The organism is Streptomyces sp. NPDC002564 (genome assembly GCF_042889645.1).
Classification (GTDB): Bacteria; Actinomycetota; Actinomycetes; order Streptomycetales; family Streptomycetaceae; genus Streptomyces.
The window spans coordinates 1,153,277-1,175,740 of record NZ_JBIARE010000002.1 but is presented as its reverse complement, the minus strand read 5'-3'; the positions used below and the strand labels follow the sequence as shown (position 1 = coordinate 1,175,740).

Annotated in this window: 20 protein-coding genes and 2 riboswitches; of the genes, 6 read left to right on the top strand and 14 right to left on the bottom strand. The window is 73.3% G+C overall.

Annotation, left to right across the window (positions count from 1 at the left end):
• Window positions 1-210: 210 nt before the first annotated feature.
• Window positions 211-681: a potassium channel family protein gene (locus ACFYXE_RS11225; RefSeq protein ID WP_389311448.1), complete on the top strand. Its 471-nt coding sequence runs from the start codon at window positions 211-213 to the stop codon at window positions 679-681.
• A gap of 25 nt (window positions 682-706) precedes the next feature.
• On the opposite strand, the gene cobF is transcribed toward ACFYXE_RS11225, so the two are convergent.
• From cobF to ACFYXE_RS11195, 6 genes are read right to left on the bottom strand one after another with little or no spacing between them, the layout of a single operon-like run.
• Window positions 707-1,510, bottom strand: a complete 804-nt coding sequence (cobF, locus tag ACFYXE_RS11220) for a precorrin-6A synthase (deacetylating) (RefSeq protein ID WP_389311221.1) — start codon at window positions 1,508-1,510, stop codon at window positions 707-709.
• The gene (locus ACFYXE_RS11215) at window positions 1,507-2,370 is read right to left on the bottom strand and encodes an ECF transporter S component (protein ID WP_389311219.1); all 864 of its coding nucleotides are present in this window, start codon (window positions 2,368-2,370) and stop codon (window positions 1,507-1,509) included. The genes cobF and ACFYXE_RS11215 overlap by 4 nt, the downstream gene beginning before the upstream one ends.
• Window positions 2,367-4,007: an ABC transporter ATP-binding protein gene (locus ACFYXE_RS11210; protein ID WP_389311217.1), complete on the bottom strand. Its 1,641-nt coding sequence runs from the start codon at window positions 4,005-4,007 to the stop codon at window positions 2,367-2,369. The genes ACFYXE_RS11215 and ACFYXE_RS11210 overlap by 4 nt, the downstream gene beginning before the upstream one ends.
• A complete protein-coding gene (locus ACFYXE_RS11205; RefSeq protein WP_389311215.1) occupies window positions 4,004-5,176 on the bottom strand; it encodes an energy-coupling factor transporter transmembrane component T in 1,173 nt (390 codons plus the stop codon). The genes ACFYXE_RS11210 and ACFYXE_RS11205 overlap by 4 nt, the downstream gene beginning before the upstream one ends.
• On the bottom strand, window positions 5,173-6,096 hold the full coding sequence (locus ACFYXE_RS11200; protein ID WP_389311213.1) for a hypothetical protein: 924 nt from the start codon (window positions 6,094-6,096) through the stop codon (window positions 5,173-5,175). Before ACFYXE_RS11200 ends, ACFYXE_RS11205 begins: the two co-directional genes overlap by 4 nt.
• Window positions 6,096-8,855: a prenyltransferase/squalene oxidase repeat-containing protein gene (locus tag ACFYXE_RS11195; protein WP_389311211.1), complete on the bottom strand. Its 2,760-nt coding sequence runs from the start codon at window positions 8,853-8,855 to the stop codon at window positions 6,096-6,098. Before ACFYXE_RS11195 ends, ACFYXE_RS11200 begins: the two co-directional genes overlap by 1 nt.
• Before the next feature lie 125 nt (window positions 8,856-8,980).
• Window positions 8,981-9,113, bottom strand: a riboswitch (cobalamin riboswitch).
• 104 nt (window positions 9,114-9,217) lie between these two features.
• A riboswitch (cobalamin riboswitch) is annotated at window positions 9,218-9,290 on the top strand.
• 120 nt (window positions 9,291-9,410) lie between these two features.
• On the opposite strand from ACFYXE_RS11195, the gene ACFYXE_RS11190 reads away from it, so the two are divergent.
• Window positions 9,411-10,838: a prenyltransferase/squalene oxidase repeat-containing protein gene (locus tag ACFYXE_RS11190; RefSeq protein ID WP_389311209.1), complete on the top strand. Its 1,428-nt coding sequence runs from the start codon at window positions 9,411-9,413 to the stop codon at window positions 10,836-10,838.
• A gap of 36 nt (window positions 10,839-10,874) precedes the next feature.
• On the opposite strand, the gene ACFYXE_RS11185 is transcribed toward ACFYXE_RS11190, so the two are convergent.
• Window positions 10,875-11,318 carry a GNAT family N-acetyltransferase gene (locus ACFYXE_RS11185; RefSeq protein WP_389311207.1) on the bottom strand — a complete coding sequence of 148 codons (444 nt, stop codon included), beginning with the start codon at window positions 11,316-11,318 and terminating at the stop codon, window positions 10,875-10,877.
• A gap of 77 nt (window positions 11,319-11,395) precedes the next feature.
• Window positions 11,396-12,964, bottom strand: a complete 1,569-nt coding sequence (locus ACFYXE_RS11180) for an ATP-binding protein (RefSeq protein WP_389311205.1) — start codon at window positions 12,962-12,964, stop codon at window positions 11,396-11,398.
• 298 nt (window positions 12,965-13,262) lie between these two features.
• On the opposite strand from ACFYXE_RS11180, the gene ACFYXE_RS11175 reads away from it, so the two are divergent.
• Complete coding sequence (locus ACFYXE_RS11175; protein ID WP_389311203.1) at window positions 13,263-13,484, top strand: hypothetical protein; 222 nt, start codon at window positions 13,263-13,265, stop codon at window positions 13,482-13,484.
• A gap of 104 nt (window positions 13,485-13,588) precedes the next feature.
• Here ACFYXE_RS11175 and ACFYXE_RS11170 read toward each other — a convergent pair whose 3' ends face one another.
• Window positions 13,589-14,323, bottom strand: a complete 735-nt coding sequence (locus ACFYXE_RS11170) for a TetR/AcrR family transcriptional regulator (protein ID WP_389311201.1) — start codon at window positions 14,321-14,323, stop codon at window positions 13,589-13,591.
• Window positions 14,324-14,486: 163 nt separating this feature from the next.
• Between ACFYXE_RS11170 and ACFYXE_RS11165 the strand changes: the two genes are divergently transcribed.
• On the top strand, window positions 14,487-15,443 hold the full coding sequence (locus ACFYXE_RS11165; protein WP_389311199.1) for an NAD(P)-dependent alcohol dehydrogenase: 957 nt from the start codon (window positions 14,487-14,489) through the stop codon (window positions 15,441-15,443).
• Window positions 15,444-15,458: 15 nt separating this feature from the next.
• Here ACFYXE_RS11165 and ACFYXE_RS11160 read toward each other — a convergent pair whose 3' ends face one another.
• The 4 genes from ACFYXE_RS11160 to ACFYXE_RS11145 all read right to left on the bottom strand — a co-directional run bounded on the left by ACFYXE_RS11160 (window position 15,459) and on the right by ACFYXE_RS11145 (window position 19,546).
• On the bottom strand, window positions 15,459-16,112 hold the full coding sequence (locus ACFYXE_RS11160; protein ID WP_389311197.1) for a GPP34 family phosphoprotein: 654 nt from the start codon (window positions 16,110-16,112) through the stop codon (window positions 15,459-15,461).
• A gap of 10 nt (window positions 16,113-16,122) precedes the next feature.
• A complete protein-coding gene (locus ACFYXE_RS11155) occupies window positions 16,123-16,839 on the bottom strand; it encodes a DUF3159 domain-containing protein (protein ID WP_389311195.1) in 717 nt (238 codons plus the stop codon).
• Window positions 16,832-18,766 (bottom strand): alpha/beta fold hydrolase, encoded by a 1,935-nt coding sequence (locus ACFYXE_RS11150; RefSeq protein WP_389311193.1) that lies wholly within the window; start codon window positions 18,764-18,766, stop codon window positions 16,832-16,834. The genes ACFYXE_RS11155 and ACFYXE_RS11150 overlap by 8 nt, the downstream gene beginning before the upstream one ends.
• Window positions 18,767-18,886: 120 nt before the next feature.
• Entirely contained in the window at window positions 18,887-19,546 is a 660-nt protein-coding gene (locus ACFYXE_RS11145) for a TetR/AcrR family transcriptional regulator (protein ID WP_389311191.1), read from the bottom strand.
• Between the two features lie 162 nt (window positions 19,547-19,708).
• Between ACFYXE_RS11145 and ACFYXE_RS11140 the strand changes: the two genes are divergently transcribed.
• Window positions 19,709-20,704, top strand: a complete 996-nt coding sequence (locus tag ACFYXE_RS11140) for a YihY/virulence factor BrkB family protein (protein WP_361174153.1) — start codon at window positions 19,709-19,711, stop codon at window positions 20,702-20,704.
• 23 nt (window positions 20,705-20,727) lie between these two features.
• Here the strand turns inward: ACFYXE_RS11140 and ACFYXE_RS11135 are convergent, their stop codons facing one another.
• Entirely contained in the window at window positions 20,728-21,372 is a 645-nt protein-coding gene (locus tag ACFYXE_RS11135; protein WP_389311189.1) for a HutD family protein, read from the bottom strand.
• Window positions 21,373-21,558: 186 nt separating this feature from the next.
• Between ACFYXE_RS11135 and ACFYXE_RS11130 the strand changes: the two genes are divergently transcribed.
• Window positions 21,559-22,110: a YciI family protein gene (locus tag ACFYXE_RS11130; protein ID WP_389311187.1), complete on the top strand. Its 552-nt coding sequence runs from the start codon at window positions 21,559-21,561 to the stop codon at window positions 22,108-22,110.
• Window positions 22,111-22,464: the final 354 nt, after the last annotated feature.

Genomic DNA, 22,464 nt, shown 5'->3' with positions numbered 1-22,464 from the left:
CCGCGCCCGCCACCGCCCTCCCGTTCCGGCCCGCGCGCCTCACCCGGTTGACCCGTGCGGCGTGAAGGCCGGTCGGCGCCGCCGCAGACTGGTGCCTCCCGGCCCGTCGGGACACCGAGGATGGGTGGTGCGCGCCGCGTGACAGCCGGTACGGACAAGTGGGCGCCGCGGTGGCACCGGCCCACCCTGCTCGCCGTGGCGACCGGGGTCATGGTCACCCTGTTCTTCCTGGCGCCCCTGCACCTGCTCGGCCCGCACCGCCCTGTCGTGAGCTGGCTCGCCTTCGTCGCCGGTCTCCTGCTGGTCGCCGTGCTGCTCCTGGTGCAGCTCCAGCACGTGCTGACCGGCCGGGGCGGGACGAGGCCCGGCTGGGTCATCGCCGGGCTGATGTGTCTGACCGTCCTGCTGTTCGCGTCCGCCTACTTCGTCCTGGCGCGGCAGCCGGGCGAGTTCACCGGCCTGCGCACCCGCGTCGACGCGCTGTACTTCACCGTCGTCACCCTCGCCACCGTCGGGTACGGGGACATCACCCCCACGGGCCAGTCGGCCCGCGTGCTGACGATCCTGCAGATCCTGTACAGCTTCGTCTTCCTCACCGCCGGGGCCACCGCCCTGACCCGGCAGCTGCGCCGCAGGTTCCTGCGGCACGACAGGGCGCGGCCGGCCCGCGAGCGGGAGTGAGCCCGCCCCGCACGAGGGAGCGGGGTCAGCCGGTCCGGTCCGCGTCCGCCGCGTCCCGCATGCGCAGCAGGTACGTGTCCATGATCCAGCCGTGCCGGGCACGCGCCTCGGACCGCAGGCTGAGGATGCGCTCGGAGACTTCGGCGAGCGGTCCCGCGACGAGCAGTTCGTCGGGGGTGCCCAGATAGGCGCCCCAGTAGATCCAGACGTCGTCGCCCTCGACGTCGGTGAAGGAGGCATGGGCGTCCAGCATGACGACGATGTCGCCGTCGTCGTTCTGCCCCACGTCCCCCAGCCGGCGCGCGGGCGTGATGTGGACCGGGCGGCCGACCTGGTTCAGCGGAATGCGGTGGCGCGCGGCCAGCGTCGACACGCTGCTGATCCCGGGGACGACCTCGACGTCGCAGGAGACGGAGCCGCGTGCCTCGATGTCGGCGAGGATGCCGAGCGTGCTGTCGTACAGCGAAGGGTCGCCCCACACCAGGAACGCCCCGGTCTCCCCCGGCGCCATCTCCTCGCGCAGCACCCGCTCGAAGACGTCGGCACGCCGGGCCCGCCAGTCCTGTACGGCACCGGCGTAGTCGGAGCGGTCCATGGGGCGGCGGTCCCTGCTCGGGTCGTCCACCTCGACGACGCGGTGGGGGCCCTGCGCATGTTCCTCGATCATCCGGTGGCGCAGGTCCGTCAGGGCGGACTTGTCGGGTCCCTTGCCGATGACGACGAAGACGTCGGCGCGCCGGATGGCCTTCATCGCGCCGAGGGTCAGGTGGTCGGGGTCGCCCGCTCCGATGCCGATGACGAGGATCGTGCGCTGCTGCTCGGTGATCATTGCTGCAGTCTCCCATCAGGGCGCGGGTGGTCCCCTGAGGTGTCGGGGGCGGTCGGTGCGGGGGCGGCGAAGCGCACCGGGGCGCGGAACTTCGCCCGGCGGGCCGCGCGGCGGAACGTGGTGAGGACGGCGGGCCCCGCGAGCAGGACGCAGACGAAGTTGGTGACGGCCCGTCCGGTGTCCCAGCCGAGCGAGGTGGCCAGGTCGAAGGCGACGTAACGCTGCCACTGCTCCGTGAAGGGCAGGCCCGGCAGATAGGCGATCGAACTGTTGGGGTCGAGGGAGAAGGGCCAGAAGGAGAGATTGAGCAGGAAGCCGAAGAGATAGCCGGAGAGGGAGCCGTAGACGGCGAGGAGCAGGACCTCGCGCCGTCCGGTGGCGCGGGGCAGCAACCCCGCGAGCATGCCGACGAAGGCGCAGCCGAACATCTGGTACGGCATCCAGGGCCCGACGCCGCCGGTGATCAGGGCCGATGCGAACAGCGAGGTGCAGCCGAGGGTGAAGCCGAAGCCGGGGCCGTAGACGCGGCCCGCGAGGACGAGGACGAAGAAGACGGTCTCGATGCCCGCCGTGCCCGCTCCGAGGGGGCGCAGGGCCGCGTTGACCGCGGAGAGCACACCGAGCATCGCGAGGGCCTTGGAGTCGATGCCGCCCTCCGCGATCTCGGACAGCACGACGCAGAGGACGAGGGCGAGCAGGACGCCGAAGATCAGCGGCGGGGCGTAGTTCGACCCGAAGGTGCCGGGGGCGACGAGGAACGGCCAGAAGAAGGCGACGACGCCCAGGAAGGCGGCCATCGTCATCACCAGGCCCACGCGGGCGGTGAGGCGGATGGCCACGGTGGGCTCGGCGCGGCTCATGCCGGCTCCCCCGGGTCGGTGCGGTCGAGTGCGGCGGCCACCTGGCCGACCGTCAGGAACGGCAGCGGGGCGAGGATCTTCGCCGTCTGCGGCGCGAAGACCGGCGAGGCGACGATCACGTCGGCGGTGGGCCCGTCGGCGACGATGTCGCCCTCGGCCATGACGACGACCCGGTCGGCGGCGCGGGCGGCGAACTCGACGTCGTGCGTGGAGACGACGACGGCACGTCCCTCGGCGGCCAGCGCGTCGACCGCGCCGACCAGCGCGGCCTTCGCCCGGTAGTCGAGGCCGCGGGTCGGCTCGTCGAGCAGCAGGACCCGGGGAGCGGCGGAGAACTGGATGGCGAGGACGAGCGCCAGCTTCTGCCCCTCGGAGAGGTCGCGGGGGTGGGTGCGGTCGTCGATGCCCGGCGCGAGGCGGTCCAGGAGGGTGCGCGCGCTCTCCCCCGTCGCGGTCTCGCGGTCGGCCTGGTCGAGTTCCTGTTTGACGCTCTCCAGGTAGAGGAGGTCGGACGGGGTCTGGGGGACGAGGCCGACCAGGGTGCGCGCCCGTGCGGCGGGCAGGTCGTGCGGGTCCGACGTGGCCTCGCCGTCGGCCACGGCGACCTTGCCCGCACGGCGCGGCCCGGAGCCCTGGAGCGCCCACAGCAGGGAGGACTTGCCCGAGCCGTTGCGTCCCATCAGGGCGGTCACCTCGCCCGCGTGCAGGTCGAGGTCGACCTGTCGCACGGCCGGCACGCCCTGGTGGGTGACGGTCACGCCCCGGGCCGTCACCAGGCGGGTCCGTTCCCCTTCCCCCGCCGGGCGCACCGGTTCGGGCGCGGTGTCCGCGAGGCTCCGGCGCAGCGGGGCGGCGCTTCTGCGGGCGTCGCGGATGGACAGGGGCAGCGGGTCCCAGTGGGCGGCCCGCCCCAGTTCCACGATCGGGGGTGCGATGTCGGAGGAGCGGAGGATGTCGGCGGGGTCGCCGATGCGGGCGCGGCCGTCACCCGGCAGGTGGATGACGCGGTCGGCGTACTGGACGACACGTTCGAGGCGGTGTTCGGCCATGAGCACCGTGACCCCGAGGTCGTGGACGAGGCGGGTGACGGCGGAGAGGACCTCTTCGGCCGCGGTCGGGTCGAGCGCGGAGGTGGGTTCGTCCAGGACGAGGACGCGCGGGTGGGCGGTCAGGACGGAGCCGATGGCGACGCGCTGCTGCTGGCCGCCGGAGAGCTCGTACAGGGCGCGGTGGCGCAGCTCGGCCAGGCCCAGCAGGTCCAGCGTCTCCTCGACGCGCTTGCGCATGGTGGCGGGCGGGACGGCCAACTGCTCCATGGCGTAGGCGAGTTCTTCCTCCACGGTGTCGGTGACGAAGCCGTCCAGGGGGTCCTGGCCGACGACGCCGACGACGTCGGCGAGTTCGCGGGGCGGATGGTGGGCGGTGTCCCGGCCGTCGACCGTGACGCGGCCGTGCAGGGTGCCGCCGGTGAAGTGCGGGACCAGGCCGTTCACCGCGCCGAGCAGCGTCGACTTGCCGACACCCGTGTGGCCGACGACGAGGCACAACTCCCCTTCGTCCACGGTGAGATCGACGTCCCGCAGGGCGGGTCCGGGCGCGTCGTCGTACGCGATGGTGACCTGGTCGAAGGTGATCACGCGGGGTCGGCTTCCGGTCGGGGGCGGGGGGTCTGCGGCGGTGGGGCGAGCAGGCCCGCCGTGCCGGCCAGCAGGATCGCCAGGGTCGGGACCAGGGGCAGGCCCGGCCAGGTGAGGGGGTAGAAGGTGGGGTTGAGCTGGGCGGGGTCGTAGCCGAGGTTGCCGAACAGCAGGGCCGCGGCGAGCACTCCGCTGCCCGCCACGGCCCACTCGGCGAGCAGCCATGGGTCGGGGCGGTAGGTGGTGCGCGTGACCCGGCGGCCGCCGAGGCGCAGTCCCGCGACGCAGAGTGCGGCGCCCAGGGCCATGGCGGGCAGGCCCAGGAAGGCCGGGGCGGTCGCGTCGAGGAGTCCGTACGCGCCCGCGCACAGCCCGCACATGCCGAGCAGCATCAGGGCTCCGGTGATCCGGCGGGAGCGGCGGGTCGCGGTGCCGGCCCGGCCGTAGCCGCGTGAGTCCATCGCGGCGGCCAGCCGCAGCGAGCGCTCCAGGGCGTCCTCCAGGACGGGCACGACGATGCCGCGCAGCGCCCGAGTGCCCCGGGTGCTGCCCGCGCGCAACTTCCGTGCGCGGGAGACGCGTTGGACGCTCTGTACCAGTTGCGGGGCGACGCTGATGGCGACGGTGACCGCGACGCCCAGCTCGTACAGCGCGCCGGGCAGGACCCGCAGTGCCCGTTTGGGGTTGGCGAGGGTGTTGGCCGCGCCGATGCAGCAGAGCATGCAAGCCAGGCGCAGGCCGTCCGTCGCCGAGGACAGGACGGCCTCCAGGGAGACCGGGCCGCCGATCTGGATGCCCGCGTACCAGTCGGGGGTGGGGATGTGCGGCAGGGAGAAGAGGAAGTGGTCGCGCGGGGTGATGCCGGTGGCGAACACGGCGCGGAAGACGACGCGGATCGCGACGACCGTGAGCGCGAGGTACAGGTAGTACTGGAAGCCGCGGGCCCACGGTGCCGCCGTCCGGCGGGCCGTCACGACGTAGCCGAGGACGGCGAGGACGAGGAAGAGCAGCAGCGGGTTGTTGGTGCGGCTGACGGCCGTGGCGAGGGCCAGGGCCCAGACCCACCAGGCCACCGGGTGCAGGGTGCGGGGCAGGCGGCGGCCGTGGTCCGGGCGTGGGCCGGTCCGTGCGGCCGCCGCCTCGACCGAGGTGCGGGCCACGGCGCTCACTCGTGCGGGCGGCGGCGTGCCGAGTAGACGGCGGCGCCGCCGATCAGCGCGACCAGGCCGATTCCGGCGACCACGGGCAGGACGGAGCCGGAGTCGTGCGGGGCGTCGGCCGTCGGTTCGGCGTCGACCACTTTGGTCTTGCCGCCGGCCCGCGCCGACGGGGACGCGGTCGCCTTGGGGGTGGGGGCCGGTGTGGCGGAGGGTGACGTGCGTGGCTTCGGCGCCTTGGACTTCTCGGGTTTCGGCGTGCTGGCCGGGGGCCGTTCGGTGTCCTGCCGGGCGGGCCGTTCCGGGGCGGGGCCGGTGTCGACGTCCGGCCGCAGCCTGGGTGCCTGCGCGGTGGAGGCGGGGCGGCCCGCGCCGCTCGGCCTGGTGTTGTGGGCGCGGAGCTGGTCGGGGGTGATCTTCGGTCGGCCCTCGGTGCCGCCGATGTCGGTGCCGCCGAAGATCCACAGGTCGACGCTGCCCGGCGCGGGCTTGTAGAGCATGGCGCCGAGCTGGCTGTACTCCCAGTCGTCGGCGCCCGGATCGGCGTGCCAGTACGACCAGTAGGCCGAGGCGGGCGGAGTGAGGACGCAGTCGTCCTGGGAGGCAGGGGGGAACTGCTTGCCGCCCTTGTATCCGCTGAAGCCGATCCGGCAGATGAACGCGGGACCGTCGTGCCCGGTGCCGGTGGTCCGCCAGCCGCCCTGGTTGAGCAGCTCGTATCCCGTCGTCGGTGTGGTGCCGCAGGCCCGGTAGACGGGGCCGCCCCAGCGGCCGAAGTCCACCGCGAGCACGGCACCCGAGGTGGTCGTGCAGCGGCCCATCGCCTGCGGATCGGCCGCCGCGGGGCCGGTGGTGCCCGCGAGCGCGGCGGCGGTCAGCCCGAGGGCGGCGACCGCTCTGGCCAGTACGCGCGCGAGGTGTCCGGTTCCCATCAGTGGTTCCCTCCGGTGGTGGCGCGGCGCCGGGCGGCGACGACCGTGCGCCAGCCGGCCAGGCAGAGCAGCACGGCGACGGCTCCGAGCAGGCCGATCCGCACGCCGGTCGAGGCGAGCGCGCCGTCGTCGCCGGTGGCGTCCACGACGTCTCCGCCGCCCGTGCCGCCGCTGTCTGCGCCGTCCCCGGGCGTGACGATCCGCGGCGCACCACCGCCGCCGTCACCGCCGTCCTTCGGGGCGGGCTGCGCCGATGTCCCCTTGAGGCTGCGCTCCAGGGTCCCGAAGGAGATTCCGGTGGCGCCGCCGACGGCCTGGGTCGAGGCCCGCAGGTCGGAGCCGCGCTGGCCCTGCTCGGCGACGTTGAAGCCGCCGTCGGAGTTCTGCTGCGTGGCCAGGAACTTCAGCGCCGCCGAGATCTCCTTCTCGTACGCCCGCTCGTCGAGGGACAGGCCCTGCACGGCGAGCGCGGCCGAGTTGACGGAGTTGCCCGCCGCGCCGGGGAAGCCGCCGTCGCCGAGCTGCTGGGACGCGATCCATCGGAGGGCCTTGTCGACCGCCCGGTCGGCGGTGTCGCCGCCCGCCAGGTCGAGGGCCATCGCGGCGATCGCGGTGGAGTCCACGTCGGAGTCGCCGGTCGGCGGGACGAGGCTCGGCCAGGCGCCGTCGGCGTGCTGCAGGCTCTCCAGGTACGCGATCGGGTCCCGTGCGTTCCGCTCGTCCCCGGCGCGCAGCTGGGCCATGATCGCGAGGGCCTGGGAGAAGACCGAGGGAGCGTAGGTGTAGGCACCCTTGGCCGCGCAGGACCGGTCCGGCGCCTCGCTCTTCCTGGCGCATACGGCCTTGTCGAGCGCGGCGATCAGGTCGTGTCCCGCAAAGTTGCGGGGGTCCCGGCCGACCGACTCGGCGAGCAGCGCGGTCTTGCCGATCGAGCCTCCGGCGGCGTACTTGGTGCCGATGCCCGTCCAGTCGTCGACCGTGCGGCCTTCCCCGTCCTTGCTTCGCTTGTCGAGGAAGTCGACGACGCCGCGCAGCTTGCCGTTGTTCAGGCCGGTGGCCGCGAGGGCGTAGGCGCCGTCGATGGTCAGGCCGAAGTCGGCGCGCGAGGAGCCCGGACCGGCCGGGTAGTACCGGCTCTGCTTGAGCCGCGCCGCGCCCGTGAGGTAGGCGACGCCCTTCTTGAGGTCGGGCCCCCCGTCCCGCGCCGGGGGCCGCGGTCCGGTGGTGGGCGGGTCGGTGGGCTCGGTCTTCTTCGTGGTGAGCCGCACGAGGTCGGTGCGGGCGCCGGTCAGGACGGCCGTCGGCGTCGTGTAGACGGTGGGCTCCGCGGCGTCCTGCTCGAACCCGAAGCCGCCGCCGGGCAGTTGCTCCCTGGACAGCCAGCCCTCGGCGGCGTCGGCACGCCGGGTCTCGCCCAGGGCGCGCAGGGCCTGGGCCGCGTAGGCGGTCGCCGTCACGTCGCCGGCGGACGAGCCGGTGTAGGCGGTGAACGCGCCGTCGTCGCGCTGGACCTTCGCGAGGTAGTCGCGCGCCTTGCCGACCTGCGTGGTGTGGCCGCCCGCCTTCTTCAGGACCAGGGCGACCAGGCCGGTCGTCGCGGGGTCGCCGTCGCAGTTCTCGCCGGTCCTGATGAGCACGCCGGTGACGCCGCCGTCCCTGCACTGGACTTGGGTCAGCCGGTCCACGGTCGCCGTCGGCGGCTTCTCCCCGGCCCGCAGCAGGGCGAGGACGGCGAGCGCCTGGCCCTCGACGTAGGTGGCGTTGCGGAAGTCGCCCTTCGCGGTGCAGCCGGGGGTGGGCTGTCCGGCGTCGGGGCCCGCGGCGCACACGTTGCCGGTGAGGTCGGCGATCAGGTCACGGCCGCCGAGGTGACGGGCGTCCTTCCCGGTGATCTCGGCGAGCAGCGCGAGGCGGGCCACGGCGGCGGCGTCCGGGGCCTCGCCGGTGCCGTTCGGCGCCACGAAGGCGTCGGCGTGCCGGGTCAGGAACGCGGTGACCTTGTCGAGGTCGGTGCTGCTGCCGCCCGCCGCGGCCAGGGCGTAGGCGGTCTGGACGGTGAGCGGGTAGTCGGTGGCGGAGCCGTCGACGACGATGCGTTCCCCGTCGGTCAGTTGGCCCCTGAGCCAGGCCCCGGCCGCCCGTACGTCGATGTCGCCGGGCGGGCCGGTGGGTTCGCCGCCCGGGTCGGGTCCCCCGCCGCCGCCGGGCCGGACGTCGTCGGGGGTGAAGGCGGGTCTGCCGGTCGTGCCGCCGACGTCGGTGCCGCCGTACACCCAGGCGTCGACGTCGCCGTCCTTGAGCTTGCGGTCCATGGCGCCGTACTGGCTGTAGGTCCATTCGTCCTGGCCGCGCGAGGCGGTCCAGTACGACCAGTAGGCCGTGGCGGGCGGGGTCAGGACGCAGGGCTCCTTGGCCGGGGTGGGGTATTTCGTCCCCGCGTGGAAGGAGCCGTGGCCGATGCGGCAGATGAAGGCGGGGCCGTCGTGCTGGGTGCCCTCGGTGCCGAAGCCGCCCTCGCGCAGGAGCTGGTAGCCGGTGCCGGGGCTGGTGTCGCAGCCCCGCTCGACCGTGCCGCCGAACGGGCCGAAGTCGACGGCGACGACGGCTCCGCGGGTGGCCGTGCAGGCGCCGACGGGGTCGGCCGTGGCCGGGGTGGCGCCGGCGAAGGTGAGGCAGGCGGCGACGGTGACGAGCAGCGCGGACAGCCCGGCTCCGTACACGCCGGGTCGTCTTCGTGTGCGTGCGTCCTTGCGCCCCATGGTCCTCACCACGGCCCCCTCGCTGTGTGGCCGGAGCGGGAGACGGGACGCGGCTTGACCCCGTGCGTCGGCCGGGGGCCTGACACGGGGGCGGGTCGCACCACGCCGTAGTCCGCGACGGCGTCTGTTGCTGTGGAACACGCTCCAGGCATTCCGGCTCGCCCGGCTCGTGCCGGGCCTACGGTTGCGGGTCAGCGCCGGATTTCGACCGGCTTCCCCTGGAACTGCTTGCGTATCAGGGCGGATTGGAACACGGGTGCGCGGCGAGCGTCAAGGCGGTGCGGGGCGGGCCTCAGGTGCCCCTCGAGGCGGGCTGTGGCGGGGCCGGGCGGGCGTCGGGTACTGTCCCGCCCTGCCGAGTGGGGGAATTCCGGTGGGAGTCCGGAGCTGACGCGCAGCGGTGTGGGACGCAGGCCGTCCCGAGCCCGAATGCCCAGGCGGCACAGGCTAGTTGGAAGTCGGTCCACGCGTCCCGGACGGCGGCCACACCCGCCGCGTGCACCCCTTTGGGGCACCGCCCGGGCCGGTCGGCGTCCCTCATTCCTGGAGCACGCCATGCCCCGCCACACCTCCGCACGCCTCACCTCCCCGCGCCGTGCCGCCCTCGCCGCGGCGGCCGCGCTCGGCGCCTTCACCCTGACCACGGTGCCGGCGGCCGCGACCGCCACTCCGGCGCAGCTGGCCACGTCGAAGACGAACGGCGTCGCCTATCTCAAGTCCCTGCAGGCCGCCGACGGTTCGTACGCCGGGTCGGGACTGTCCAACGAGTGGGCGTTCAGCGCGCTCGCCGCCGCGGGCACCGCCGCGGTCGATGTGACACCCGGCGGCGACGCGAGCAAGAACGCGAGATCCGTGTACCGGACCCTGCTGGCCGGCAGCGGCTGGCCCTCGTCGTCCCCCGTCGTCACCGACTACGAGCGGGCGGCCCTCAACGCCTACGCCGCCGGCATCGATCCCGCACGCGTCTCGGCCTCCCGCAACCTCGTCGCCGACATCTACCGGCACTGGCAGACGGCCGAGCCCGGCTACTTCGGCCCTTCGGCCAACTTCAACGGCACCGTCTTCGCCGCCCTCGCCCTGAACGGGGCCAGGACGACGGCCGGCCAGACCCGCGTCCCGCAGGCACTGCGCGACAAGATGATCACCCGTATCCGCGCCAACCAGCACAACGACGGCGGCTGGAACTTCGGGAAGGCCGAGGGCGACCCCGGCCAGCTCGGCGCGGCGAGCGACATCGACATGACCGGGGCCGCGATGGCGGCCCTGTGCGTGTCCGGCGTGCCGAACACGGACGCCGACGTCGTGCGGGCGAAGGGCTTCCTCAAGGGCAAGCTGATCGCGACCTCCGGCGCGTTCAACGCCATGTTCGGCGTGAACACCGACTCCAACGGCTGGGCGGTATCCGGCCTCAACGCGTGCGGCATCAACCCGCAGACCGGCGACTTCCTCACCTCCCGGGGCAAGACGCCGGTGGACTTCCTCATCAGCCAGCAGTTCAACCCCGGCGGCGGCTTCAAGTACCTGCCGAGCGACACCGCGCCGCAGGCCTACGCGTCGATCGACGGCCTGCGGGCCGTGGCCGGGGGCGGCTTCACCGCCGCCCCGCCGACTCCCGTCACCTCCGGCGCGCCCCGGTGGGTGGGCGAGAGCGCCCTGACCGCGGGGACGGCCACGACACTGGCCGTGACCGTGGACGACGGCACGGGCGACCTGAAGGTGTGCTCCGTCTCCCTCACCCCGACGGGCGGCACGACGACCCTCGGCGCCGTCCTGGACGCGGCGCCGGCGTCCGCCACGCCCACGGGCTGTGTCGGCGCGGTCACCCCGTCCTCCGGGAGCGGCACCATCACCTCGCTCAACGGCACGGCCAACAGCGGCACGAACACCTGGAAGGTCAGCGTCGACGGCTCGTCGTTCGCCGCCGCCTCCCGCGGAAAGGTGATCTCCGTCGGCGACACGATCGCGCTGCGCCGGGGCGCCTGACCCGGCGGCTTTCGGGCTCGCCGCCCGGCGCCGGGATCAGGCGGCGCCGGGCCGCCCGCCCATCAGGCGGTACATGCCGATCGAGTCGTGCGTGGCGGTGTCGGCGAAGCCGAACTTCTCGTAGAGGAAGCGCGCGGGGCCGTCCGCGATCAGTGAGACGTAGGCGGTCGCGGGCGCCCTGCGCTCCAGTTCCTCGGTGAGCGCGGCCATGATGCGCTTGCCGAGGCCGCGGCCCTGGTGTGCGGGGTCGACGCAGATGTCGACGATCTGGAACGCCGTGCCCCCGTCGCCGATCACCCGCCCCATGCCGATGGGCTCGCCCTCGTGGGTGAGGACGACTCCGTGCCACGTGCGGGGCAGCGCCAGCTCGACCGCCTCGCGGGCCTTGTCGGAGAGCCCGGCCCGGGTGCGCAGCCGCCGGAAGTCCTCGACCGTGGGTACACCGTCACGCAGCTCGTAAGGGTCCCTCTGCTCACTCATGCATTACATCGTACCCGTCCGGCCTACGTCGGCCCCTCGGGCGGGCGCTCGGGCGAGGGCCAGGCGGACACCCTCCGTCAGGCGCGGCGGATGCCCTCCGGCGGCTCGGGCGCCAGGGTGAAGGTGATGCGGGTGCCGTCCCGGTGGTCGGGGTCGACGGCGATGGTCCCGCCGTGGAACTCGACGATCTTCTTGCACATGGCGAGGCCGATGCCGCTGCCGGAGTAGGCGTCCTTGGTGTGCAGCCGCTGGAAGATGACGAAGACCTTCTCGGCGTACTCCGGCGCGATGCCGATGCCGTTGTCCGTGACGGTGAACCGCCACAAGTCGCCCTCCCTGGCCGCCGCGACGTGGACCTCCGGCGCCCGGCCCGGGCTGCGGAACTTCACGGAGTTGCCGATGAGGTTCTGCCAGAGCATGCCCATCTGGGTGGGGTCGGCGACCAGGGTCGGCAGCGGGTCGTGGGTGACGGTGGCACCGGCCTCCGCGATGCCGAGGCTGAGCGCGGACAGCGTCTCCGCCAGCTTCTCGTCCAGGTCGACGCGCTGGTGTGCGTCGTGCAGCCGTCCCACGCGGGAGAAGTCGAGCAGGTCGCTGATGAGGACCTGCATGCGGTTCGCGCCGTCGACGGCGAACTCGATGTACTGGTCGGCGCGCTCGTCGAGTTGCCCGCCGTAGCGGCGCTGCAGGAGCTGGGTGAAGCTGGAGACCTTGCGCAGCGGCTCCTGCAGGTCGTGCGAGGCCACGTAGGCGAACTGCTCCAACTCGGCGTTGGAACGCTGCAGTTCGACGGCCTGTGCGTCCAGGACCCCCCGGGAATTCTCGCTGAAGGCCAGTTCGCGTACGAGCCGTCGGCGCATGGAGTCGATCTCGCCGCTGAGACGGCGCAGGTCGGCGGGCCCCGTGGCGGTGATGGGGTGGTCGAAGTCGCCGCCCGCGATGGCGCGGGCGTCCGCGCCGAGCTGCTCCAGCGGGCGGGTGATGCCGCGGCGCAGGCCCTCGAAGACGAGCGCGGCGAGGCAGAGCATGAGGATGCCGATGGAGCCCAACACCCCGTTGCGCAGCGCCACCGTGCCCCTCAGGTCGTCCCTGGCCCGCGCGCGGTCCGCCTGCAGCCGCGCCTGCTGCCCGGCCATCGCGGCACGCACCCGGTCGAAGGCCTTCTTGCCCTCCGCCGCCCGCTCGGTCGCCAGCCGCGAGGGTGCGCCGGGCGGCTCGGCGGCGATCGGGCGGGCGATCCGCTCCTGCCATGCCGCCAGGGCCGTACCCACCGCCTTCAGGTCGTCCAGGCGGGCGGAGTCGCCGTCGAGGAGCCGCTCCAGTCGCCGTTCGTCCTTCTTCTGCTCCGCCAGCCCCTCGCGGTAGGGCGTCATGAACTCCGGCGACCCGGTCAGGCCGTAGCCACGGACCCCGGTCTCCTGGTCGAGCACGGCGGACTCGAGACGGATCGCCGCGGTCAGGGCGGGCGACCGGGTGTCCACGAGGTTCTTGCTGAGGGAGCCGGTCCGCCCGAGGACCCACACGCCCGCCGCCCCGAGCACGGCGAGCACGGTCAGGGAGACGGCCACTCCCACGCGAAGCCATCGCCGCGTCGTCCACGCGGGGGGCCTTCGCGTACGCGATCGCCCCTCATCGCCGCCGGTCATGCTGTGCACTCCTCGTGGTGTGAGCCGCGTCGAGGGTGCGGCCCGCACACTCTAGAGCTCGACAACCGGCGTTGTCGCGGGCGGCCCCGGGATCCGGGATCACGGACCGGCCGGGCGGCGAGTGCGGACCGCGATCCCCCTCGTCAGGCGCCCGCCGCCGGCGCGGACTTCCCCGTGATGGACCTCAAGAGCCACGGGCACATGCACGGGGCAGTCCCGTAGTCACAAGGCGGTGAAGCCCCGGCAACGAACGGCACGACCCCGGTGTCCGGACCGGCGTCCGGACCGTTGCCCGGGCATGCAGAGATCAGGCGATATCGGGGAGCGCGCACAGCTGTTGGGCGCCTACTGGCTGGAGATGTCCCAGCGGACGCACAGTGAGTGCTGCGTGTGCGAAGGGCTGCCCGGCCAGGACACGGTGCCGACCGCGACGGCGGTGGCCTTCCCCTGGGGTCGTACGGTGATGCTGACCCTGGCCGCGGTGTCCATCGTCGCGGCGACGGTCCTCGTGTCCCAGTGACCAGGCCCGCACGCCCCGCGCTCCTCCCGGCCACCGCGCGTTCGACGACCGCGTCCGAGGCTGCCGGGCGGACCGCATGCCGCGCGGACTCCCCCTGCCGGGCGTCAGGTGCGGCCGGGCGGCCCGGGGCTCTGTTGCGGCAGCACTCCGAGACCGGCGGCGGGCGGGAGCGGACGGTCGCCCTCCCGGTCCTGGAAGGCCTGGAAGAGGTAGGCGAGCAGACGGCGGGAGGACGCGAGGGCCGCCTCCCGCGGCTGTCCGGCGAGGCCGCTGTGCGCCAGGAGCAGCAGGGTGATGTCGGCGGGGTCGAAGTCCGCGCGCAACTGTCCGCGCGCGCGGGCACGTTCGACCAGCCGCGTCAGTCCCTCCTCGGCGCAGGCCCGTTCCTGCGTGTGGTCCAGGGCGCCGGGGAACCGCGTCATGAACACGGAGGCGAAGCCGCGCTCGGTCACCTGGGTCGTGCAGACCTTCTCCAGGAGCGCGTACAGGCCGCGCCCCGGGTCCGGGTCGGCCAGGGCCTCGTCGAACGCCGCGGCGCACAGGGCGAGCTGTTCGGCGAAGGCGGCGGAGACGAGGGCTGTGCGGGTGGGGAACCGGCGGTAGAGCGTGGCCACGCCGACACCGGCACGCCGGGCGACGGCGCTCATCGGCACGTCGGTGCCGTGTTCGGCGAACGCCTCACGCGCGGCCTCGACGATGCGGTCCCGGTTGCGCCGCGCGTCGGACCGCAGGCCCGCCGGAACAGGCCCGTCCGCTGTTCCCCCGGCGGCCCGGGAACTCGTGCCGCCAGGTGTTCCTGCCCCGGTCGCGGGGGTGTTGTGAGAAGGCTGATCAGGCATGTCTCTCACTTCGAGCGAAACGGACGGTGTCATCCACTTACCGGTCTAGCGTGACCGTACCAGCGGGCAGGCACGGAGCCCGTGCCGCTGCGCGGAGCGACGCCGCCCTCAGGTGACCGCTCCCCCGCCCGCCCCTCCGCCACGCGACCCCCGGGACGAGATCATGACCGACATGCGCGCCGCGCTCTTCGACCGTTACGGCCCGCCGGATGTCCTCTACCTGGGCAGACGGCCCGTCCCGGTCCCGGCCCCCGGCGAGGTGCTGGTGCGGGTGCGCGTCGCCAGTGTGAACGGCGGCGAACTGCTCGACAGGGCGGGGAAGGTGCGGCTGGTGACCGGCCGCACCTTCCCGAAGGCCACCGGGATCGACTTCGCCGGTGAGGTCGCCGCGGTCGGCCCCGCGGCCACCGGCGTCCGCGAAGGGGACCGGGTGTGGGGGCTGTTGGGCCGGCGGACCGGCAGCATGGCCGAGTACGTCGCCGTGCACCCCCGCCAGATCGCCCGCGCCCCGGAGAACCTCACCCCGGAGCAGGCCGTCTCGCTGCTCGCCGGCGGCACCACCGCGGTCACCGCGCTGCGCGACAAGGCCTCCCTGCAGCCGGGTGAGCGCCTGTTGGTGCGCGGGGCGAGCGGCGGTGTGGGCAGCGTCGCCGTGCAGATCGGGCACCTCTTCGGTGCCCGCGTCGTCGCACTGGCCGGCGCCCGGAACCTGGACTTCGTGCGCGGTCTGGGCGCCGACGAGGCGTGGGACCACCGCACCACGCCTCTGGGCGGACTGGGACGCTTCGACGTCGTCCTGGACGCCGTCGGCACGCGGCACGCCCGGCTGCGCCGCCTGCTCGCGCCCGGCGGGCGGATGGTCGCCGTCACCGTGGACTTCGACCGGCTCCTCGCGAGCGTCGGCACGGTCCTCGCCTCGACGGTCCACGGGAGCGGGCGCATACGGGTGTTCAGCGGCCGGCCCGACACCGCGCTGCTGACCGAGATCACCCGGTACGCGGAACGCGGCGACCTGGTACCGGTCGTGGACACCGTGCATCCCTTCGACCGCATCGCCGACGCGCACAAGGCGCTGGAGTCCGGTGGTGTCCGGGGCAAGCACATCGTCCGGATCGCCTAGCCGGGCCCGCCGCCCTCACGCGCTCCAGCCGCCGCCGACGGCCCTGCTCGACAGGTAGGAGTCGCGCAGCGCCTTGCGCAGACCGGGGACGACGCCGTCGTAGTGCGCGGCCAGCTCCTTGAGCCGCTGCTTGTGCGCGCGGCGCTCCTTGCCGGTGAGCACGCTGGTCACCTCGACCTCGGCCGCGAACACCGCCATGGCCAGGTCGTCCGTCGGGAGCGCCGAGGGCGCGGCGGTGCCGAGGACGGCTCCGCGTACGCGCTCCTGCAGGCCGCGCACCTGGCGCGGGTCGTTGACGACGACCCGGTCGAGCGGCAGCAGCCCGAGCCGCTTCTCGTACTCGACGGTGATCGCCCCGGCCGCGACGAGCTGTTGGCGGACCGGCTTCTCGGCCGTGTGGGCCTTGGCGTGGACGAACTGGATCCAGCTCTTCGGCCGGTCCGCGGGGACGTCCTGCCACACCGCGTCGATGAAGGGGTCGTCCGGGGCGTGGCCGGGCAGGCGGACGACCTTGCTGCCCCGGGGTTCCAGCAGCCCCGCCCGGGTCAGTTCGGTCAGCGCGCCGGCACGCAGCAGCTGGCCGCGGCCCTGAAGGTTGGTGAGCTCGAACTTCTCTTTGTCCACGGTGTAGCAGAGCAGGTAGAGGCTCTGCGGCAGGGAGTGGTCCACGGGGTGCTCCTCACTGCTCCTCGGGATGTACGGCACGACGGGTGGCCGGCGGTCCGGCCGGGGACTTGAGTCGCCGCGCGGAGCGGCGGCCCGCCCAGAGGACGACGAGCAGGGCCAGGGCGAGGAGCGGGTAGCCCATCGCGATCCGGGCGACGGCCAGCCAGCCGGTGCGGTCCTCGTCGTAGAGCCACTGCCAGACGGCGAACCGGACGCCGAAGACGCCGACCAGGGTGAGCGTGGCGATGTCGTAGGCGCGTCGCGAGGGCTTGTCCTTGAGCCAGGCGGTGCCGGTGCCGTTGAGCGCGCCCCAGACGATGCCGGCCAAGGGCCTGCGGACGAGGACGGACAGCAGGAAGAGCACGCCGAGGGCGAGGTTGCTCCAGATGCCCGTGAGGAAGAACCCCTTGGCCGATCCGGTCTTCCAGGCGACGAACGCGGCGACCGCGACGCCGAAGAGGCCGGAGAGCGCGGGCTGGAGCGGCTCCTTGCGCACGAGCCGCAGCGCGGCGACGGCCAGGGCGACGCCGATCGCCGTGCAGGTGGCGGCCGTCAGGCCGAGGGAGGCGTTGGCGAGGACGAACGCGACGATCGGCAGCATCATGTAGACGAGGCCGGTGGTGCCGCCCATGCTGTCCAGCGGCGTGGGCCTGGCCGGGCCTTGCGGGGGCGTGCCGGGTACGGGGGGTGTGGTGGGCTCGGTGTGCGGGGTGCCGGTGGAGTCACTCATGCGGGGTCACCTCGTCCGGTGTCGGTGTCGGGTGGGGCGCCGTCCCCAGGTGGCGTGCGAGGAAGCGGTCGGCCGTCCGGTACGCGTCGATGTTGTTCTCCGGGTTCACGAATCCGTGGCCCTCGTCCTCCTTCACCAGGTACTCGACCTCGACCCCGCGGGCGCGCAGGGCGTCGACGATCCGGTCGGACTCGGCCTTGACGACCCGGACGTCGTTGCCGCCCTGGACCACCATGAGCGGGGTGCGGATCTCGTCCACCCTGCTGATCGGCGACCGGGCCCGGAGCCGGGCCTCCTGCTCCGGGTCCGCGGGGTCGCCGGCGAAGAGGTACCAGTTGTTGATCAGGTGGGGCCGGACGAACTCCGGCACGGTCCGCAGGAAGGTGACCAGGTCGGAGATGCCGCAGAAGTCGATGGCGGCGGCGAAGACGTCCGGGGTGAAGGTGACGCCGACCAGGGCTGCGTACCCCCCGTAGGAGCCGCCGAAGATCGCGACGCGGTCCCGGTCCGCGTACCCCTGCCCGACGGCCCAGTCGACGGCGTCGATGAGGTCGTCGTGCATCTTTCCTGCCAGCTCTCCGATGCCGGCCTTGAGGAACGCCTTGCCGAAGCCGGCCGAGCCGCGGAAGTTGACCTGGAGCACGGCCATGCCCCGGTTGGCGAGCATCTGCACGACCGGGTGGTAGCCCCAGCTGTCGCGCGTCCAGGGGCCGCCGTGGACCAGCAGGACCAGCGGGAGTCCGGTCGGTTCGGTGTCGAGGGGCAGGGTCAGGTACGAGGGGAGCGCCAGGCCGTCGCGCGCGGTGATCGTGACCGGCGTCATGGGGGCGAGGCTGTCGGGGTCCAGTTGCGGGAACGGCCGGTACAGGAAGCGGCTTTCGCCCGTGGAGTGGTCGTAGAAGTAGGTGGCGCCCGGGGCGCGGTCGTGGGTGAAGGTGACGACCCAGCGGTCGCCGTCCCTGTCGGACGACACCGCGGCCAGGTCCCCGTCCGACAGCTTCTCCAACTCCGTGAGCACGGCGGCGAAGTGCGGGTCCAGCGGGCGGATCTCCTGGCGCTCGCCGAGGTAGCGGACGCCGAGCAGTTCGCCGGTGCGCCGGTGGCGGATCAGGGGCGACGGCAGGGTCGGGAAGACGGTCGCACGCATGTCGATGTCGTACGCGGGGTGGCTGTCGACCTCGGTCTCCTCGCCGGTGGCCAGGTCGAGCCGGATCAGGCGGGTGCGGTCGCTGCCGCGGCTCGATCCGTGCCACACGCCGGTTCCGTCCGGGGTGAGCTCGAACGGCTGGACGCTGAGCGGGTAGTCGGCGCCGTCGAAGGTCGCGACCGAGCGGACCTTGCCGACCGCCACGTCCCACTGCGCCAGCTCGATGTCGCCCTCGGGCGTCCAGTCGTGGGTGTAGAGGTCGCCGGACGGCGTGTACAGCAGGCCGGCGATCTGCCCGGGGTTCCGCACGAGCATGGTCGGTTCGGCGGTGGCGATGTCGATTTCGTAGAGGTCGAACTCGGTGGGGTCGCGGTGGTTGATCCGTACGAGCACCTTGCCCGGGCGGGACACCATCGTCTCCAGGCCCACGGCCGTGGCCCCGGGGAAGGGGGTCAGGTCGACCGCTCCGGCGTCCGGGTCGTCCAGGTCGACCCGGTAGATGTGCCAGTGCTCGTCGCCGTCGCCGTCCTGTTCGTACAGGAGCCAGCGGGGATCGTCCGTCCAGTGGTACGTGTGCACGCTGCGGCGGTCGTCGGCGGTGACGCAGCGGGCCTCCTCCGTGCCGTCCAGGCTCTGCACCCAGACGTTCAGGCGGTCCCGCCACGGTGCCAGCCAGGCGAGTCTCGTGCCGTCGGGCGAGATCGCGGCGGCGGCACGGACGGGCGAGCCGAACAGGTCCTCTACGGCGAGGTGCGGGACCGTGCTCCGGGCAGCGGACATGGGAGCGCTCCTTCTGTACTCGTGGGGGGCGTACGGTGCCTGTGCTCGTGGGGGGGCCGTACGGTGTGCGGCCGGGGCCGCGCCTGATCGCGGGCGCCCGGCGAGGGGCGCGCGGTGTTCTCAGGTGACGGGGTCGCCGACGACTCCGCCGGTGGCCGTGCGGATCGCCTGGGCGAAGCGCCGGGAGACGGCCGGGACGTCGGTGAACTCCGTGAGGTCGGCGTCGGCCAGGATGGCGGCGCCGATGTACTCGTCCAGGACGCGGATGACGGCGGCGGCCGCCGCGGCGTGCATCCGCACCTCCAGGTCGTCGGCGGGCCGGTCGAGGCGGTCGCCGATGATCACGCGCAGTTGCTGTTCCGTCTGGTCGCAGGCCATCAACCAGGCGGTGCGGAGGGCGGGTTCGGTGTCGGCGAGCCGGATCATCTTCATCGCCAGCATCTCGTCGGCGAGGTCGACGGGCGGCTTCTGCTGGCGCAGCGCGGCCAGACCGGTGACCAGGTGGTCCTCCAGGGAGCTGTCCCGCGGCCACCTGCGCAGCACGCTCAGCAGGGTGACGACGCCCTGCATGACGACGGGCTCGGCGCAGCTCTCCTTGCTGCGGAAGTGCCGCCAGATGGTGCGCGTGGACAGGCCGACGGCCTCCGCGATCTGATCGCCTCCGGTGGCGGCCACGCCCTGCTCCCAGAACAGTCGCGCGGCCTCCCGGGAGATCTCGAGCCGCAGCCGCGCACGCCGCTGCTCGCTCATCCCTCCCCCGGCGCGCTTCTTCGTCGTCATGGTGTCGTGCCACCCTCCTCATTCGATGTCTCCAAGAGACACGATGTCACTAAGTGACACACATGGCAAGGGTGCCCGCCCCCGGACGGTGGCGCGGGCGGCCCCTTGACTCCCTCCCGGGCACTCACGCGTGAGCAGCGCATTCGGGGGGACACGGGAGCCATGGCAACTGACAAGGACGAACCGGGGCCGGTCGAGGAACCCAAGGATCCCACCGACCTGCCGGCCCGCTCGTGGGGCGCGGTGCTCCGTCGCACCGGCAAGGAGTTCCTCGACGACGACTTGCCCGACAAGGCGGCGGCCCTCACGTATTACGGCGTCCTGTCGATGTTCCCCGCGCTGCTCGTGCTGGTCTCGATGCTCGGGGTCATCGGGGAACGGGCGACACGCACGGTGCTGGACAATCTGCGCCACCTCACCCCGGGGCCGGTGCGGGACATGCTCGACGACTCGGTGCGGCAACTGCAGGACAGCGGGGGCACCAGCGGTGTCATCGCGGTGGTGAGCCTGGTCGCCGCGGTCTGGTCCGCGTCGGGCTACGTCGGCGCGTTCATCCGCACCGCGAACGCCGTGTACGACCTGCCCGAGGGGCGGCCGGTGTGGAAGGTGACGCCGCTGCGCATCGCCCTCACCGTCACGCTGATGGTGCTGCTCGCGGTCAGCGCGGTGATCGTGGTCTTCACGGGTCCGCTGGCGCGGCGCGCGGGGGACGCGATCGGTGTCGGCGACGCGGTCGTCACGACGTGGAACATCGCGAAGTGGCCGGTGCTGCTCGTGCTGGTGGTCCTGATGGTGGCGCTGCTGTTCTGGCGCGCCCCGAACGTCCGGGGCCCCGGCTTCCGCTGGCTCAGCCCGGGCAGCCTGGTCGCGGTGCTGATGTGGATGGTGGCGTCGGGTGCCTTCGCGCTCTACGTGGCGAACTTCAGCTCGTACAACAAGACTTACGGCACCCTGGCCGGCGTCATCATCTTCCTGGTCTGGCTGTGGCTGTCGAACCTCTCGATCCTGCTGGGCCTGGAACTGGACGCGGAGCTGGCCCGCCAGCGCGCCATCAGCGGCGGCCTGCCGGAGGGCGAGGAGCCGTACGTGAAGCCGCGCGACACCCGCAAGTGGCCGGCGCGCATGCGGCGGCGCAGGACACATCCGTCGGTGCGGTGAGGTGAAGTGAGCGTCCGCGCCCTCTAGCGGGGCGTGGGCGCCTCTTGCTGTTCCGGGCTTTCCTCCCGGTCCGGAACTGCCACGCGTACGCGGGCCACCGTCGCGCCCCGCAGGCCGAGGCGCGCCTCGTCGGTGCCGGGCAGGACCGTGTCGAACCGCTCCAGACGCCGGCCGCCGAGCGACACGATGCCTTCGAGGACCACCAGGGCGGTGGCGGCCGCGGCGGACACCGGCATCTGCGCGTCGCCCCGCAGCAGGTCGATGCCGCCGCGCAGACCGGTGCACACCATGAGGTTGAGGGCCTGCGCCCTGCCCTGCACGCCGGTCGTGGCCACCTCACGGTCTCCCGCGAACGAGACGACCTGGGTGTAGTGCAGGTCGTGGTCCACCCCGTCCACGGACAGGCGCAGCGGCACGGGCGCGGCCGACAGCAGGTGCCGCCGCATCCCGGGGAACGTCGAGAAGGGCCCGGTGGCCTCGATGTCGGCGAGGCTCAGCCGCCACAGGGTCGCCCCGGGACGGCCGGCCGCGGGTTCGCGGTGGATCTCACGGGTCCAGCCGCCTCCGTTGGCCCACCGCTGTGGTGCGAGCGCGGCCGCCCTGATGACGCGCGCTGCGTGCGTCGTACCGTCTCCCGGCTCTGCCGAGGGCGCCTGGGGTGAGGACATGCCGGTCCCGTCTCCGTCCTTGCCGGGGTGTGTCCCCGGTACGTCGACGGGCGTGGGCCCGTACGGCGCACCGGGCGTGACAGCGTATCCGGTGCGGTCGGGCGGCCGTTCCGCGGCGACCGGCGCCCCTGCGTCCGTCCGCAATCCGGTTGAGATGCCCTTCGCGGTCCACGATGATCCCTGCTCGTGGAGTTCTTCTGCTATCACCGCGACCGGGCCGGATCTCTCGCACTGCGCGAAGAGCTGACCGAAGAGCACTGGTCCTACATGGACGGGTACGAGAAGGAGCTGATCGCCCGCGGGCCGACCTTCGCCTCAGACGGCGAGACCCCCACCGGGAGCGTGCACATCGTCGACCTGCCCGGGCCCGCCGCCGCCCGCGCGTTCGCCTTCGACGAGCCCAACTACCAGGCGGGCGCGTTCCGGGACGTGCTGCTGCGCCGGTGGCGCAACCTCCTCGGGCGCACCATGTGGGACTTCCCCGGCGGCCGGACCGGCGACGACCGCTATCTGGTGCTGGGACTCGGGGCGGGCGGCCCCGTCGATCTCGTCCTGCCGGACGACCGGGACGATCTCGTCGCGTTCGGGCCACTGCTGTCCGACGACGGCGGCGCGTGGCTGGGGACGGCGGCGCTGGTCCGGGCGCCCGATCCGGAACAAGCCCGTGCGGTCCTCACCGCGGACGGATACGCGGGCATCGAGGTCCATGCCTGGGAGTTCGGCGGCCGGAGGTCCTGAACCTCCGCCGCGGTGCGCGGGCCGACGTCGCGGAGGCCGCCTCGGCACGAGTACGCCATCGGTCCGCACGGTCCGTCCATGAGGCACCGATCCGACCTTTTCGGGCAGCGATCCGCCGTCCGTCGGCGTCCAGAATAGTCCTGGACACGGCCCCCGCCCGGTGCCATCTTCTAGGCAACAGCTCACGGGACAGACCACTGGCCACTCTTCCGGACGGTCCAGCACCTACCGCCAATCCACCCTCACAGGATCCCGGTGCAGGCACCACCGGCAGGGCAGCCGAAGCGGGAGACCGGCCAGCCGCCCACCACCGGGAACCGGCCGACGGGTGGGGCCGCGGGCTCCCTGGCGCGC

What these genes read in the sequence shown, in the direction of transcription:
- ACFYXE_RS11225 (WP_389311448.1), top strand. Translation starts at nt 211, where the DNA reads ATGGTCACCCTGTTCTTCCTGGCGCCCCTGCACCTGCTCGGCCCGCAC.
- cobF (WP_389311221.1), bottom strand. Translation starts at nt 1,510, where the DNA reads ATGATCACCGAGCAGCAGCGCACGATCCTCGTCATCGGCATCGGAGCG.
- ACFYXE_RS11215 (WP_389311219.1), bottom strand. Translation starts at nt 2,370, where the DNA reads ATGAGCCGCGCCGAGCCCACCGTGGCCATCCGCCTCACCGCCCGCGTG.
- ACFYXE_RS11200 (WP_389311213.1), bottom strand. Translation starts at nt 6,096, where the DNA reads ATGGGAACCGGACACCTCGCGCGCGTACTGGCCAGAGCGGTCGCCGCC.
- ACFYXE_RS11195 (WP_389311211.1), bottom strand. Translation starts at nt 8,855, where the DNA reads ATGGGGCGCAAGGACGCACGCACACGAAGACGACCCGGCGTGTACGGA.
- ACFYXE_RS11190 (WP_389311209.1), top strand. Translation starts at nt 9,411, where the DNA reads ATGCCCCGCCACACCTCCGCACGCCTCACCTCCCCGCGCCGTGCCGCC.
- ACFYXE_RS11185 (WP_389311207.1), bottom strand. Translation starts at nt 11,318, where the DNA reads ATGAGTGAGCAGAGGGACCCTTACGAGCTGCGTGACGGTGTACCCACG.
- ACFYXE_RS11180 (WP_389311205.1), bottom strand. Translation starts at nt 12,964, where the DNA reads ATGACCGGCGGCGATGAGGGGCGATCGCGTACGCGAAGGCCCCCCGCG.
- ACFYXE_RS11175 (WP_389311203.1), top strand. Translation starts at nt 13,263, where the DNA reads ATGCAGAGATCAGGCGATATCGGGGAGCGCGCACAGCTGTTGGGCGCC.
- ACFYXE_RS11170 (WP_389311201.1), bottom strand. Translation starts at nt 14,323, where the DNA reads ATGCCTGATCAGCCTTCTCACAACACCCCCGCGACCGGGGCAGGAACA.
- ACFYXE_RS11165 (WP_389311199.1), top strand. Translation starts at nt 14,487, where the DNA reads ATGACCGACATGCGCGCCGCGCTCTTCGACCGTTACGGCCCGCCGGAT.
- ACFYXE_RS11155 (WP_389311195.1), bottom strand. Translation starts at nt 16,839, where the DNA reads ATGAGTGACTCCACCGGCACCCCGCACACCGAGCCCACCACACCCCCC.
- ACFYXE_RS11150 (WP_389311193.1), bottom strand. Translation starts at nt 18,766, where the DNA reads ATGTCCGCTGCCCGGAGCACGGTCCCGCACCTCGCCGTAGAGGACCTG.
- ACFYXE_RS11145 (WP_389311191.1), bottom strand. Translation starts at nt 19,546, where the DNA reads ATGACGACGAAGAAGCGCGCCGGGGGAGGGATGAGCGAGCAGCGGCGT.
- ACFYXE_RS11140 (WP_361174153.1), top strand. Translation starts at nt 19,709, where the DNA reads ATGGCAACTGACAAGGACGAACCGGGGCCGGTCGAGGAACCCAAGGAT.
- ACFYXE_RS11135 (WP_389311189.1), bottom strand. Translation starts at nt 21,372, where the DNA reads ATGTCCTCACCCCAGGCGCCCTCGGCAGAGCCGGGAGACGGTACGACG.